This is a genomic window from Gilliamella sp. ESL0254 (assembly GCF_013344985.1).
Lineage (GTDB): Bacteria > Pseudomonadota > Gammaproteobacteria > Enterobacterales > Orbaceae > Gilliamella > Gilliamella bombicola.
On the sequence record NZ_JAAEDU010000001.1, the window covers coordinates 418,600 to 432,818 of the forward strand.

The following is a 14,219-nucleotide window of genomic DNA, read 5'->3' on the forward strand; positions in this document are numbered from 1 at the left end:
TTATTAATTAAAGATGTGTTGAATCTTATTATAGGGAAATGTAATGTTAAAATATAAACAGACTTGTCTTTTATCCTTTTTAATTAGCTTAGTGTGTCATTGCGCTTATGCTGATGAACAAAAATCTTCAACGGATAAAATGGTTGATTCTGATGATGTTATGGTTATTACTGCCGCAGAACAAACAAGACAAGCGCTTGGTACTTCAATTATTACTCAGCAAGATATCAAAAAAGTGCCGCCAAAGAATGATCTTTCAGAAATTATCCGTACTATGCCCGGAGTTAATTTAACGGGTAATTCAACGAGTGGTCAACGAGGTAATAATCGTCAGATTGATATTCGTGGTATGGGCCCAGAAAATACACTTATTTTAATTGATGGTAAACCGGTAAAAAGCCGTATGTCTGTTCGATATGGATGGAGAGGTGAACGAGATACCCGAGGTGATAGTAACTGGGTTCCTGCTGATATTATCGAGCGTATTGATGTGATTCGAGGTCCTGCTGCTGCTCGTTATGGTGATGGAGCTGCGGGTGGGGTGATTAATATTATTACTAAACAACCTACAAATATATGGCATGGTTCATTAAATAGTTATATTAGTTTGCCTGTTCACAGTGAAGAAGGGAATTCTAAGAGAACTGATTTTTTATTAACTGGTGGATTGACTGATAATTTGAGTATGCGTTTATATGGTAATATTAATAAAACAGATGCAGATGATTGGGATATAAATCAAAAATATCAAATTAATCCAACATCAGTAAGTGCAGGTCGAGAAGGAGTTCGTAATAAAGATCTTAACGGGCTACTTCGCTGGGATATTACCGATAAACAATCTTTAGAGTTTGAAGCTGGTATTAGTCGGCAAGGTAATATTTATGCTGGTGATACGCAAAATAATAATCCAGATCAGTTAGTCAGTCGTCTATACAATCATGAAACCAATAGAATGTATCGTCAAAACTATGCTCTTACCCATCGAGGATATTGGGATAGTGGTATCAGTATGTTGTCTTATATTCAAAGCGAAAAAACGCGAAATAGTCGTTTAAACGAAGGATTAGCGGGTGGAACAGAAGGGCGATTTAGTGATAATGAATTTTCAACAATTAAATATAATAATGTCACCTTACATCATGAAACCAATTTGCCGTTAACTATTGTTGTACCTCAAACGGTGACTGTTGGTGCTGAATATAATCATCAACGTATGAAAGATCCAAGCTCAAACACGCAAGAAGTTAAAGAAGGTGGTCGTATTCCTTGGATTAAAGAAGTTGAACGTAGTGAATATTCTTCTGCAAATTTGTGGGGAGTATTTATTGAAAATAATATTGAGCTAACATCATCTACCATCTTAACTCCTGCATTAAGATTTAATTATCACAGTCAATCAGGTCGTAACTGGAGTCCTGCTTTAAATTTGGTGCAAGAATTAAATGATTATTTGTCGTTAAAGTTAGGGATTGCTAGAGCTTATAAGGCACCTAATTTGTATCAATCTAATCCTAATTATTTACTCTATAGCCGTGGACAAGGTTGTTATGGCGCTGGTGGTAGCTGTTATTTAATTGGTAATGACCATTTAAAAGCCGAAACAAGTGTTAATAAAGAAATTGGTTTAGAATTTCATGATAATAAGGGGATAATTGCCGGTGTGACTTACTTCCGTAATGATTATCGGAATAAAATCGAATCAGGAATAACCCCTATTGGACATGCAATAGGTGGTGATAAAAAATTTAGAGAATCAAATATATTTCAATGGCAAAATGTTCCTAAATCTGTTGTTGACGGGGTTGAAGGAAGTTTAACTGTACCTGTTACGAATAAAATTAATTGGCGTAATAATTTAACTTGGATGTTGCAGTCAAAAAACAAACAAACAGGTGATTATTTATCGATTATTCCCAAATATACTTTAAATTCATCATTTGATTGGCAAGTGACAGATAAACTATCATTTTTAACATCTGTCACGTGGTACGGTAAACAAAGACCTAAGAAATATGATTATTTTGGTGAAAAGGCGACTAATAGCTCAACGCATCAACTTAGCCCATATTCCATTTTAAATTTTAGTAGTCAATATCAATTTAATCAAAATGCTTCGTTGACATTAGGTGTCGATAATTTATTGAATAAACGTTTATTCCGTGAAGGAAATGCTTCATCGCTCAAACATCCAAAAACAGGGAAAATTACGGTATCTGGTGCCGGTGCTGCAACTTATAATGAACCGGGTCGCACATTTTTTGTTAGTACCAGTATTTCATTTTAAGTTTATTTGAATCAAAAAATAAGCCGCCATGTAAAATAATTACTTGGCGGATATTTTAGAAGTTCCTTTTAAATCTATCTACAAAATAATTTCAATATATACAAAACGAAATATTGAGTACCTGTATAATTTGTATAGATGTTAGCTTTAGTTAACAAACTCCATCAGTTATTTGGTAAAGTAAAGATTATTTACCCAAAACTTTTAATGCACAGGCTTTTGTTATTTTGACGCCGTTTTCTAATGCTGAAGTGTCGAATTTCATTTCTGGATGATGTAATCCTGGGGTTAAATCAGCACCTAATCCCCAAAAACCAGCTTTGACATTGCGTTGACATGGATAGTTGAAAAAATCTTCTCCACCTGGAGTAAAGATTGGATCTTTTAAACCTTCTTTTCCAAGTACATCAACAATTGCTTCGGCAATAATTTTGGTGACATCGTTATCAATTTCAGCAGCTGGGATCTCTTTAGTGACATTGATATCCACTTTGGCACCGATAGATTCAACACTGAGTTTTATTGCATTTAGAGTTTTGGCTTTGAGCTCATTCATAGCTGGGTTTGTTGAGGTTCTTAGATCCCAACATACATACGCTTCAGATGGAATGGCATTAGTTACTCCTGCATCACAAATGCAACGTGTTGCTTTGACACTATAAGTTAAACTTGGTGCAAGGTGAATGGTGTTAACCGCTTGAATGGCAAGTGTTGCTGCATCAAGTGCATTAATGCCTAAATGTGGGCGAGCACCATGCGCAGGTATTCCATGAATATTTGCTTCAACAGTAGTGGATGCCGAATAGTACATGGCTGCTGAGGCAAAGCCTTTAGGACATTCATCTTTAGGGCGTAAATGTAAGCCGATAATCATGTCAACATCGTCAATAACGCCACCTTCAATCATGGCTAAAGCGCCTGAACCAAGCTCTTCAGCTGGTTGGAAGATCAGTTTTAATCGTCCTTTTTTGATGTTGTTTTCTTTTATTAGTTCTTGTGCCGCAGTTAATAATATTGATGAGTGGCCATCATGACCACATGTGTGCCTTGCACAATGCTTACCATCAATGATATGACCCAATGCATCCATATCAGCTCGTAAAGCCAGAACAGGACCCGGTTTTCCGCTATCATATTGGGCAACTATGCCAGTTGTGTTATTAACATTGCGAGTTACTGTATAGCCGGCTTGTTCAAGCTGCTGTGCAATATATGCCGATGTTTTGTGTTCTTCAAATCCCAATTCCGGAATTTGATGTAAATATTGATAATGTTCTAATACATTAGACATTGAGATCTCCTTTATCAAACAATAAATCGCATAATAACCATTGCAATTAGTGCATTAAAAATACTGTTTAACATGAGTAAAGGCCAGTATTTTTTAGGTACATCTGCAACGCCTAATAATCGTCCCATATATTGCAATTGTGAGCCCATTAAGAAAATAGCAGGAGCAAGAATGGTTATTGCTGTCGCATTGAGTGTGCCACTAGTAAATAAGTTAACGGCAACACCAGTTCCCGCTGATGCTGATAACCATGCGGTCAATAGTACGGTAATGGCTTCGCCTGGTAGGCCAAAAATTTCCATGACTGGTGCGCAATAAGTTCCAATAAATTGCATTATACCTAAACGTTTTAGAATTTCGGTGATAACAAATGCCATTAAGATGTTTGGCATTAAATTATTAATGGCGATATTGAATCCTTTGCGTGCACCAATAACAAAAATATCTAAAGGGTTATTTGTTTGTTTTTGTGAATTACTCATTGATAAAATCCTTTTTATAAATTGAATTTAATACCAAGCGAACAAGTATGGCACCAACAAATTTAAGCACTAACATAATGACAAGAGGAATAAAAATAGCCACGGTCATTGAGGCAAATAATGCTGAACCAATCGAAAAGTAGTTATTGATTAAACCTGCACCAGAATATTGCCAAGCACTAATGATGATTAGATCCTTTTTGGTAATTTGCTTTTCATCATATAATTCTTTGGTTAATACTGCACCTGCATCAGTACTTTGTAGATCGGTAATTAATGCAAGTCCAGTTTTGCCCGGAACACCTAAGATTGGTTTTAATAATGGTGTTAACAATTTGTGTGCTGCACGGATTGTGCCGTAATGGGTAAAGATTTCTAACACGCCTAAAGCTAACATAACCGTTGGTATAAGAGATAAAGCAAAAATAAAGCCAGCTCTAGCACTGTTACCCCCTTCACCTACAAAGGTGTTCTTTTCAGGATGAAGCATGGTGCCAAATTTACCGCTTAAGCTAGTAAAATCAAATGCACCTAGCCATTCTTTTCCCTCTACATTAAAAAACAACCCCGAAAAAAACAAAATTGCCACTACCAGTGACACATAGGCTTTTATACCTACTTTGAACTCATTGTCCGATTTTTTTGACATGCTATCTTCCTTTTCATTTGATTTAAACTACTGATATATCCTATAAATGGTGATATTTTAGAAGTGTAAAAAAACGTCTACTTCATGTTTTACTTATAAAATAGCCCAAAAGTGCTATTTTATTATTCTATAACGATTCTAAATTAAATTGAAAAAGATATAACTATTTTTATTTTTTTCTAACAATTCATCTGTTTCGTTTATATCTTGCAAAAAAATCGGCCTATAAAGGTGGCAGAGGAGAGTTTGTATAAATGGTAAAATGTTGAATTATACAATTTTGTCCTTGCCATTTGTAATTCTTCATTATAGAATTATTTACTTATTTGAAAAATAAGAATAAAAATTGTTAAGATGTTTCATAAACGTTAAGCGATTTTGGTTTAATCGTTAGGAGTATATAACAATTGACATCTTTTGGTGGCAGATCCTTTTATTTGCGAACCATCTTTTGTTTTGTCATTGCTTATCAGCAATAGAGCATAATCAAGCATTATACTTAAAATAGATTGCAGTAAAAAAATAGATTGCTACGGCAAAAATAAAATAACGAAGCGAGGTAGCTATGTTTAGCGTGAATAGAGAGTGGGCATTTGTGATGCTGACCTGCTTTTTTGAATTATGTTGGATTCTAGGATTTAGTATCGCAACCGAGCTTTGGCAATGGGGTATTATTGTGTTTCTCATTGTTGTGGATTTTACGTTTTTGACTAATGCTTGTAAGACAATCCCTACAGGTACGGTTTATGCCATATTTTCGGGAGTTGGTGCAATTGGAGCAACTGCAATTGATATGTTGCTTTTTGGAAAAGAGATTAAATTAATTCAACTTTTTTTTGTAGCACTAATTATTATTGGTGTTATACAACTCAAACGAGCCGATAGTTAATATTATAATAAAGGACAATTTTAATCATGGGATGGCTGTTGATATTGATCGCTTCAGTTTTTGAAGTTGCTGGTGCGATTGGCCTTAAGTTATATGCTGAGCAAAAAAATTTGTTTAGACTTGCGTTATATTGGGGGGGATTTTTTGTTTCTTTTGTCCTTTTTTATTTTTCGCTTCATTATCTTGATTTAAGTATTGTATATCCTGTTTGGGTGGGACTTGGTACATCGGGTGCTGTGTTAGCTAATATGTTGTTGTTTAATGAGCCTAGAAACTTTCCTCGTTTGTGTGGGCTTTCTATTATTATTATTGGTGTTGTAGGTTTACATGTTACTTTATGATTATTTTCTATTAATTTTTTGAGGATAAAAAAACCGGAGATAAACTCCGGCAATGTAAAATGTAAATGAAGATCATTGGATGAATAAACAGAAATTAGATTTCGTTAGCATGCTCTTTTAAGAAACTAGCAACGCCGTTTGGATTCGCTTTCATGCCTTTTTTACCTTTTGTCCATTGCGCAGGACATACTTCGCCGTGCTCTTCATGGAATTGAAGTGCATCAACAATACGAATCATTTCGTCAATGTTGCGACCAATAGGTAAATCGTTAATAGTTTCATGACGTACAATACCTTCTTTATCAATAAAGAATGAAGCACGTAATGCAACACCGGCTTCAGGATGTTCAATACCATAAGCTTGCATAATTGAGTGTTTAACATCGGCAACAATTGGGAATTTGACTTCGCCAATACCGCCTTTGTCTTGTGGGGTATTGCGCCATGCATTGTGCACGTATTCTGAGTCCATTGAAACACCAATTACTTCAACTCCTCGTTTTTTAAATTCTTCTAGGCGGTGATCAAATGCAATGATTTCTGATGGACAAACAAAAGTGAAGTCCATTGGCCAAAAGAATACAACAGCATATTTACCTTGAATATGTTGTGATAAATTGAAGTTGTTAACTATTTCACCAGAACCTAAAACAGCTGCTGATGTGAAATCTGGTGCTTTACGAGTGACTAATGTCATGCGTTTTTTCTCCTATGTATTAGTGCAAATTTGTTGCTACGTATTATAGCGATTTAAACTTATTGTCCAAGTTGTTATAAACAATTGATACCATAACTTTAAACTATTAATGTGTGAGTTATTGTTAGGCATTAATTATTGATTTTTTGGGTTTGCCTTTATTTTTGGTATCTCGATGGCGTTGCTTTACTTTTTTCTTTTTGACATCTTCTTTTTTGTTGGCGTTTTTTAATTTTGCCTTTTGTGAAGGCTTTTTCTTAGTTGCTGGTTTTGGCGCTTTTGTTTTAGGACGCAATTCGTCAATTGTTCTTAATTTGATCGGTTCTTGAATGTAACGCTCAATTTTTTGTAGTAATTCGTTATCATGTGCTTCGACTAGTGTTATTGCAGTACCTTTTTTCCCAGCGCGAGCTGTGCGACCAATGCGGTGCAAGTAAATATCGGCGGTTTTCGGGGCATCAAAATTAATAACGTGGGTTATATCGTCAATATCAATCCCACGCGCTGCAACATCAGTTGCAACCAGTACATTAACGGTATTATTACTAATTCTTTTGATTGCTTCGTTGCGTTTTGCTTGTACCATTTCGCCTTCTAAGTAGCAACTATGTATACCTGCTTGATGCAGCATGCTAACTAATTCGTGCACACGTTCACGTTTACGAACAAATACAATTGTTTTTTTAAATTCTTCTTGTTTTAACAAATGAGTAAGCAGTGCTACTTTGTGAGTGAGATCGTCAGCACGATAATAAAATTGTAAGATCTTTTTGCGTTCTTTACGCGACGGGTCAGCGTTGATTTCGATTGGTGCATTCAAAATTCGACTAGCAAAATTATGTAGTCCTTCGCCTTCAAGTGTCGCTGAGAATAATAAGGTTTGCTTACGCCAGCGAGTTTCGGCTGATATGGTTTCAACATCTTGCGAAAAGCCCATGTCTAGCATGCGATCCGCTTCATCTAAAATCAACATTTCAACAGCTCGACAATCAAAATTTTCTTCTTTTATATACTGTAATAAACGACCGGTTGTAGCAATAACAATATCTTGATTTTTGCTAAATACTTCGGCGTGATTCATATACGCAACACCGCCGGTAATAGTTGCAATGCTTAAATGTGTCGATTCTGTTAATAATTTGGCTTGTTCAGCAATTTGCATAGCAAGCTCTCGTGTTGGTGTTAATATCAAAATTCGTGGTGGACCAGGTTTACGGCGTGGAAAGTCCAATAAATGTTGTACAGCAGGAATTAAAAAAGCCAGTGTTTTACCGGTACCAGTGGGAGCGGAACCTAAAATATCCTTGCCATCTAAAGCAACGGGAATGGTTTGCGCTTGTATAACTGTTGGAGTATTTATATTTTGTGCTTGAAGATTGTGAATTAATATATCATCTAATTCTAAATCAGAAAAAGTGTGTGCTGTCATAGTGTTCTTGTTATCTAAAATTATAGGGCACATTATAACGGCAATTGTTATAACTACAATCAATAAAAGTGTGATGGATTATTATTCGTTCTTTGTGAGGTGTTTAATTGCTGGTAATTTTTTGTGATTTAACAGTCTGTCTGTATGTCTGATAATTATGCGCTTTATTTCAGCAAAACTTATCATCATTGGTTATTTATGGTAAGATTAAGGCGTGGTTATGCCATACGAAATGATTATTTGTTTACACTGTAGACATTAAATTAATTTAAATAGTTTGGTGTTTAACCATTTTATAAGCTAACGCAAATTAATTTGGAATTTCATATTAAATAGTACTCCTATAATCACTACTAGATAATGACTATGACTGAATGTTTTTCGAATGATAACTATAATCAACAATTAGAAAAAAAAGTAGATAATTTAAAGGCATTGTTATCAGACTTTTCACTTCCCAAATTAGCAGTCTATTCATCGCCTATTAGCCATTATCGTATGCGTGCTGAGTTTAGAATCTGGCATGATGGCGAAGATCTTTATCATGTTATGTATGATAAAAAAACAAAAAAAAGGATTAGGGTCGATGAATTTCCTATCGCAACTAAACTCATTAATCGAGCCATGCAAGCTATTTTGCCTTTGTTGCAACATAATCAGTTACTTCGCCATTTATTATTTCAAATTGATTATTTTTCGACGTTAAGTGGTCAGCTATTAATTACGCTTTTGTATCATAAAAAGTTAAATGATGCATGGATTATTGAAGCAAAAAAATTAAAAATGCAATTAGCTGAGCAGGGGATAGATGTTCATATCGTTGGGCGAGCAAGTAATCAAAAAATTACCATAGATGTCGATTATGTTGATGAAGTTTTGCCTGTAATGGATAAAGTGTTCGTTTATCGTCAAGTCGAAAATAGTTTTACTCAGCCTAACGCTGCGGTAAATATTAAAATGCTACAGTGGGCTATATCAGTCACTAAAAACTCGTTAGGTGATTTACTTGAGTTTTATTGCGGTAATGGTAACTTTTCAATAGCACTGGCACAAAATTTTCGCAAAGTATTGGCTACCGAAATAGCTAAAGCATCGGTTTATTCAGCTCAGTATAATATTGCAGTTAATCATATTGATAACCTAATTATTGTACGATTGTCGGCCGAAGAATTTACTTGCGCAATTAAAAAAGAACGCGAGTTTAATCGTTTAAAAGGGATTAATTTAGATGATTATCAGTGTGATACGGTACTTGTTGATCCTCCCCGCAGTGGATTGGATTTAAATACCATTGATATATTGAAATCCTATAAAACTATTATTTATATTTCGTGTAATCCTTATACACTGCGCGACAATTTGCAGCTACTGACTAAGACTCATTCAATCCAACATTTTGCTATGTTTGATCAGTTTCCTTATACCGATCATATTGAAACAGGTATTGTGTTGTGTAAAAAGTAAAAGAAAGTAAAAGAATGTAGAATATAGAGTATTATTTGCTAAAATACTCCGACATCTATACCTAATTGCTTGCTGTTTCCAGTTTATATGCAAACTTTTACATCAATTTAGAATAAAAAAAACCCTAGATAAACTAGGGTGCATTAAATTGCAAGGAATGGATGAAAGGAAATAAAACAATGAAACAGTAATGTCTAGCTTCATGAATCATTGTGTGGCTACTATAACAAAGAAAAACCAACTAGTTGATGACATTATTATTACAAAATAGTCATAAATTTATCATGGTTGGTTTAGCGTCTGTCATTTATTCTATAGCATTGTTATGCAATTTCGGCAATCAGATAAATAACAAAGGAAGTATTCAAATATGAAATTGTTAGTAGTTGAAGATGAGCAAAAAACAGGTGAATATCTTCGCCAAGGTTTAGTTGAATCTGGATTTGTTGTTGATCTAACAAATAATGGCCTTGATGGCTATCATCGAGCCATGACTGAAGACTATGATTTAATCATTTTAGATGTCATGTTGCCAGATATTGTTGGTTGGAAAATTGTTCAGTCATTGCGTGAAGCAGGTAAAGATGTCCAAATTATGTTGCTCACAGCTATGGGTAGTGTGGATGATAAAGTAAAAGGTCTTAACTTAGGTGCAGATGATTATTTAGTAAAACCTTTTTCGTTTGCCGAATTATTAGCACGAGTTAAATCTCTGCTTCGTCGTAATGTTCCTCAGGTCAATAATTCTCAATTGAGTATTGCTGATTTGGTCATGGATCTTCATAAACGAACAGTAACTCGTGGAGATAAACGTATTGATTTAACTAATAAAGAATTTTTATTGTTAGAGTATTTTTTACGGTATCCAGGAGAGGTGTTACCTCGTTCCTTAATTGCGTCTCAAGTTTGGGATATGAATTTTGATAGCGACACTAATGTGATTGATGTCGCGATTCGACGATTACGTAATAAAATCGATGCTGATTTTGAACCAAAGTTAATTCATACAGTTCGTGGAATGGGGTATAAGTTAGATGTCTTGGATGAAACCGAGTAAGTTAATCTCATTTCGTTTGCCGCTTGCTGTTTGTTTGTTAACAAGTGGTCTGCTTTATTGTTTCAGTTTTTTAATTGAACACTCTTTTGAAAAAATATCAATTCAACACAATGTCTCCGAACTTAATTCGGTTATTGATTCTATTGAACGCGAGCTTGTTTACTATTCTCCAGATGAGAATCGTGATGAGTTTATTCAGAATTTATTACTAATTTTAACTGGTCATCATCGTTTGTTTGTTTATGTTATTGATGATACAGGTAAAATTGTTTATCGAACCCGTGGTCCAAATTTAGCCTTTGCTAAAACTCAAATTGATTTTGATGTTATTATTAAAAATCACAGCACAGCTATTTGGAATCAAGATAAAGCATCGTATCGGGTTGCTGCGTCAAGCGTTGTTATTGAAAATGGTAAAAAATATACTACTATAGCTGCTGTTGGTCGTGACTTATATATTGAATTTATTCATCGATTACACGATGGTTTAGGATTACTTATTGGTATTGCTTGTATTTTGGCATTAATTGGTTCTTTTATTAGTATCTATTTTACTCAAAAACCCATAAATCGATTGATTAAAAAGATCGAGAAAATTAATCTTAAAAGCTTGAATTACCGTATTCCCACATCTTTGGTTCCCATTAAATACGTTAGCTTAGTAAAAGCATTTAATCATATGCTTAATCGTATGGAGGATGTGTTTCAGCGTCAACGAAATTTTACGGCAGATATTGCCCATGAAATGCGAACACCTATTACCAATCTAACAACACAAACACAAATTGTGCTTAGTAATGCTCGATCGACTAACGAATACCGTGAGATTTTATATTCTAATTTAGAAGAATACGAAAAAATGTCGCAGATGATTTCTGATATGCTATTTTTAGCACAAGCAGATAATCGTCAATTGGTACCCAATTTAATTGATATTGATTTACATGATATGATCACAATGATGTGTGAGTATTTTGAACCACTGACTGATGAGAAAAATATCATCTTTAACCTTGAAGGTAACTGTTCCCATATTCAAGGAGACAAGATGATGTTAGGGCGAGCAATTAGTAATATTTTATCCAATGCAATTCGTTATACACCAGAAAATCAAATTATCACAATAACTTTAAGTCAAGTCAGTGAAAAACGCATTAGGATCATTATTGCTAATCCGGGTAAAAAAATTGATAGTAAACATTTACCACATCTTTTTGATCGGTTTTATCGGGTTGATGAGTCACGCCATCGTAATGGTAATGATAGTTCGGGTACAGGCATAGGGCTTGCGATCGTAAAATCCATTGTTGAAACGCATAAAGGCTCGATTTATGCTGAATCCGATGAGCAATCTACGAGATTTATTATTAGTTTACCAGCGACTATTTAACATCAAAGTCGCTGATCAATAAATTAGCTGCTGCATAAGCAGCTTTATCTTTTAGTTCTTGCGGTACGTGATCGTTACGAACAATGTCGTCCAAAACTTGCATAACAGCCCCTAAGGCATCTTCAATGTAACCTAGATCATTACTGCCAATTTGTGCGTATTTTTCGCAAATAAGTTCGCTATATTTATTCATTGCATACTTTCCTTTTGGTTAACTTATAAAAAATTAGCTAATTGTTGATAAACTTGTTCGGCTTGAATGGTTTGCATGCTTTTTTCGTTTGAGATAATGCTGAATTGATTTTTTCCATATCCTCCGATTAGTTTAGGATCTGTTTTGCCAAATAAAGTAATATTGGGACGATCTAATGCAGCAGTTAGGTGACTTAGTCCTGTATCAACCGAAACAACCGCTTTTGCTCCAGCAATAATGGTTGCTATGTCAGAAAGTGGACATTTTGGAAGTACTTCGACATGTTGAAATCCCTGAGCTAGGCGAATTGCGCGTGCTTGTTCATGTGGTGCCCCCCAAGGTAGCTTTATTCTTAATCCTGTCGGTTCAACTAATTTAATTAATTTTCGCCAAGCGTCTTCACTCCAATGTTTTTCATCGCGGGTTGTTGCGTGTAAAAAAATTAGATACTGTTGATTATCGCTAGGTAGTGAAGATAAAAAGTGGCGTGCAATGGCATAATCACCCATTGAATTAGGTAGTTGGTACTGTAGACTTTGCGCAAACAGCAATCTAATGCGCTCAATGGCATGCATCTGTTTGGGTACATTGTGTTTTACATCATAAAACCAACTGGCAATGGGCTCTTTGATGCTTTTTCGATCCAAACCGTGCTTAATGCCTTGAGCTTTACGAGTAATAAGAAATGCACTTTTAATAAGTCCTTGCGCATCAATAATCACATCATATTGTTGTTGCCTTAAGGTCTGAATAAAGTCATGACGTTCTTGGCGAGTTGTTTTGGCAAACCAGCTTTTTCGCCAGCGTCTTATTGCAACAGGGATCACTTTATTTACTGCATAGTGCCAACTGGGTATTTGGGCAAAATTTTCTTCTACTACCCAATCAAAAGTTATATTTGCTAAGTTGTTGGACGCATCAGTTAATGCTGGTAAAGTATGAAGTACATCCCCCATGGATGATGTTTTAACAACTAGTACACGCATTATCCATTACTCTTTTCACAACGCATAATGAGTTTCATTAATGTTTCAAATACGTTATCAGGTTTAATATCAATTAAGCTTTGATGATAGCCCTGTTCAGCATCCCCCTGGCGCACACGTTGGTAGCCAGTAATTAGACGAATAACTTCGGCTTTATTTGATAATGGTGGTGTGAAATCAGGGCTACTTGGTCCATAAAGTGCCACCAGTGGTCTATCTAATGCAGCAGCAACATGCATTAATCCCGAATCATTAGTAACAATCGCTTTACAAGCGGCAATTAAACTCACTGCTTGTTCTAATTGGGTTTGTCCAGCTAAGTTAATACATTGATCGCCATGTGTCATTTTTGCAATAATCTGTTCACCAACGTTGCGATCTTTTACGGAACCCAAAATAATAATTTTAGCATGTTGTTGAACTAGCATATCGGCAAGAGCTGCGTAATGATAATCTGGCCAACGTTTTGCTGGGCCAAATTCAGCACCTGGGCAAAAACCAATTAATGGTTTATCTTGTGCAATTGTAAAAGTTGAAAGTGCTTGCGTTATTTCATCTTGTTCAACATTGAGTTTAGGCCATAACAGAGGCTGTGGTAAGTCCGATGCCGAGTGAATTTGATCTTTAGGATAAGCAAGTGCAACATAGCGTTCAATCATTAGCGGAAAAGCCTGCTTATCAAGTTTTCGTATATCATTTAATAATCCATAACGCATTTCGCCTTTCCAACCTGTACGTTTAGATACTTTTGCAAAAAATGGGATTAATGCGGATTTAAATGAGTTAGGTAACACAATTGCTTGATCATAATGGCTATCACGTAGTGATTTTCCTATTTCGTGACGTTTTGCTAAGGCAAACTCACCATGCCCTAATGGCATTGCAATTGCTTGATTCACTTCTGGCATTTTATTTAACAGCGCTCGACACCAAGCAGGTGCTAAAACATCAATTTGGTTATTATAATCAAGTTGTTTTAATGTACGATACAGACTTTGCGACATCATCATATCGCCAACCCATGAAGGACCAATAATGAGTGTTTTCATTTAATTAATTCCGTT

The 14,219-nt window shown here is 35.2% G+C and carries 14 protein-coding genes; 6 read left to right on the plus strand and 8 right to left on the minus strand.

Annotation, left to right across the window (positions count from 1 at the left end; translation table 11 throughout):
* Positions 1–43: 43 nt before the first annotated feature.
* On the plus strand, positions 44–2,287 hold the full coding sequence (locus GYX25_RS01825; RefSeq protein WP_174786550.1) for a TonB-dependent siderophore receptor: 2,244 nt from the start codon (positions 44–46) through the stop codon (positions 2,285–2,287).
* Between the two features lie 187 nt (positions 2,288–2,474).
* Here the strand turns inward: GYX25_RS01825 and GYX25_RS01830 are convergent, their stop codons facing one another.
* The 3 genes from GYX25_RS01830 to GYX25_RS01840 are packed head-to-tail and all read right to left on the minus strand — an operon-like array spanning position 2,475 to position 4,709.
* Positions 2,475–3,578: a M20 peptidase aminoacylase family protein gene (locus GYX25_RS01830; protein WP_174786551.1), complete on the minus strand. Its 1,104-nt coding sequence runs from the start codon at positions 3,576–3,578 to the stop codon at positions 2,475–2,477.
* 14 nt (positions 3,579–3,592) lie between these two features.
* Positions 3,593–4,060, minus strand: a complete 468-nt coding sequence (locus tag GYX25_RS01835; protein ID WP_091349585.1) for a YjiG family protein — start codon at positions 4,058–4,060, stop codon at positions 3,593–3,595.
* On the minus strand, positions 4,053–4,709 hold the full coding sequence (locus GYX25_RS01840) for a nucleoside recognition domain-containing protein (RefSeq protein ID WP_065639206.1): 657 nt from the start codon (positions 4,707–4,709) through the stop codon (positions 4,053–4,055). The genes GYX25_RS01835 and GYX25_RS01840 overlap by 8 nt, the downstream gene beginning before the upstream one ends.
* Before the next feature lie 574 nt (positions 4,710–5,283).
* On the opposite strand from GYX25_RS01840, the gene GYX25_RS01845 reads away from it, so the two are divergent.
* Complete coding sequence (locus GYX25_RS01845) at positions 5,284–5,598, plus strand: SMR family transporter (RefSeq protein WP_091349762.1); 315 nt, start codon at positions 5,284–5,286, stop codon at positions 5,596–5,598.
* 26 nt (positions 5,599–5,624) lie between these two features.
* Positions 5,625–5,939: a DMT family transporter gene (locus GYX25_RS01850; protein WP_091349588.1), complete on the plus strand. Its 315-nt coding sequence runs from the start codon at positions 5,625–5,627 to the stop codon at positions 5,937–5,939.
* Positions 5,940–6,033: 94 nt separating this feature from the next.
* Here GYX25_RS01850 and GYX25_RS01855 read toward each other — a convergent pair whose 3' ends face one another.
* Positions 6,034–6,636 carry a peroxiredoxin C gene (locus GYX25_RS01855; protein WP_091349591.1) on the minus strand — a complete coding sequence of 201 codons (603 nt, stop codon included), beginning with the start codon at positions 6,634–6,636 and terminating at the stop codon, positions 6,034–6,036.
* A 124-nt stretch (positions 6,637–6,760) separates the two neighbouring features.
* The gene (gene srmB, locus GYX25_RS01860) at positions 6,761–8,065 is read right to left on the minus strand and encodes an ATP-dependent RNA helicase SrmB (RefSeq protein WP_091349593.1); all 1,305 of its coding nucleotides are present in this window, start codon (positions 8,063–8,065) and stop codon (positions 6,761–6,763) included.
* A gap of 366 nt (positions 8,066–8,431) precedes the next feature.
* Here srmB and trmA point away from each other — a divergent pair, with 366 nt between their 5' ends.
* The 3 genes from trmA (at position 8,432) to GYX25_RS01875 (ending at position 11,976) form a co-directional block, all read left to right on the plus strand.
* The gene (gene trmA / locus GYX25_RS01865; RefSeq protein ID WP_091349596.1) at positions 8,432–9,529 is read left to right on the plus strand and encodes a tRNA (uridine(54)-C5)-methyltransferase TrmA; all 1,098 of its coding nucleotides are present in this window, start codon (positions 8,432–8,434) and stop codon (positions 9,527–9,529) included.
* 370 nt (positions 9,530–9,899) lie between these two features.
* Positions 9,900–10,586: a heavy metal response regulator transcription factor gene (locus GYX25_RS01870; RefSeq protein ID WP_174786552.1), complete on the plus strand. Its 687-nt coding sequence runs from the start codon at positions 9,900–9,902 to the stop codon at positions 10,584–10,586.
* The gene (locus tag GYX25_RS01875) at positions 10,564–11,976 is read left to right on the plus strand and encodes a heavy metal sensor histidine kinase (RefSeq protein WP_238785940.1); all 1,413 of its coding nucleotides are present in this window, start codon (positions 10,564–10,566) and stop codon (positions 11,974–11,976) included. Before GYX25_RS01870 ends, GYX25_RS01875 begins: the two co-directional genes overlap by 23 nt.
* Here the strand turns inward: GYX25_RS01875 and GYX25_RS01880 are convergent.
* From GYX25_RS01880 to rfaF, 3 genes are read right to left on the minus strand one after another with little or no spacing between them, the layout of a single operon-like run.
* Positions 11,969–12,169, minus strand: coding sequence for a YaeP family protein (locus GYX25_RS01880; protein ID WP_091349603.1), 201 nt, complete (start codon positions 12,167–12,169; stop codon positions 11,969–11,971). The two genes, GYX25_RS01875 and GYX25_RS01880, sit on opposite strands and share 8 nt — an antisense overlap.
* A 23-nt stretch (positions 12,170–12,192) precedes the next feature.
* Complete coding sequence (gene rfaC / locus GYX25_RS01885; protein WP_091349607.1) at positions 12,193–13,155, minus strand: lipopolysaccharide heptosyltransferase RfaC; 963 nt, start codon at positions 13,153–13,155, stop codon at positions 12,193–12,195.
* On the minus strand, positions 13,155–14,204 hold the full coding sequence (gene rfaF / locus GYX25_RS01890; protein WP_174786554.1) for an ADP-heptose--LPS heptosyltransferase RfaF: 1,050 nt from the start codon (positions 14,202–14,204) through the stop codon (positions 13,155–13,157). The genes rfaC and rfaF overlap by 1 nt, the downstream gene beginning before the upstream one ends.
* Between the last annotated feature and the right edge of the window lie 15 nt (positions 14,205–14,219).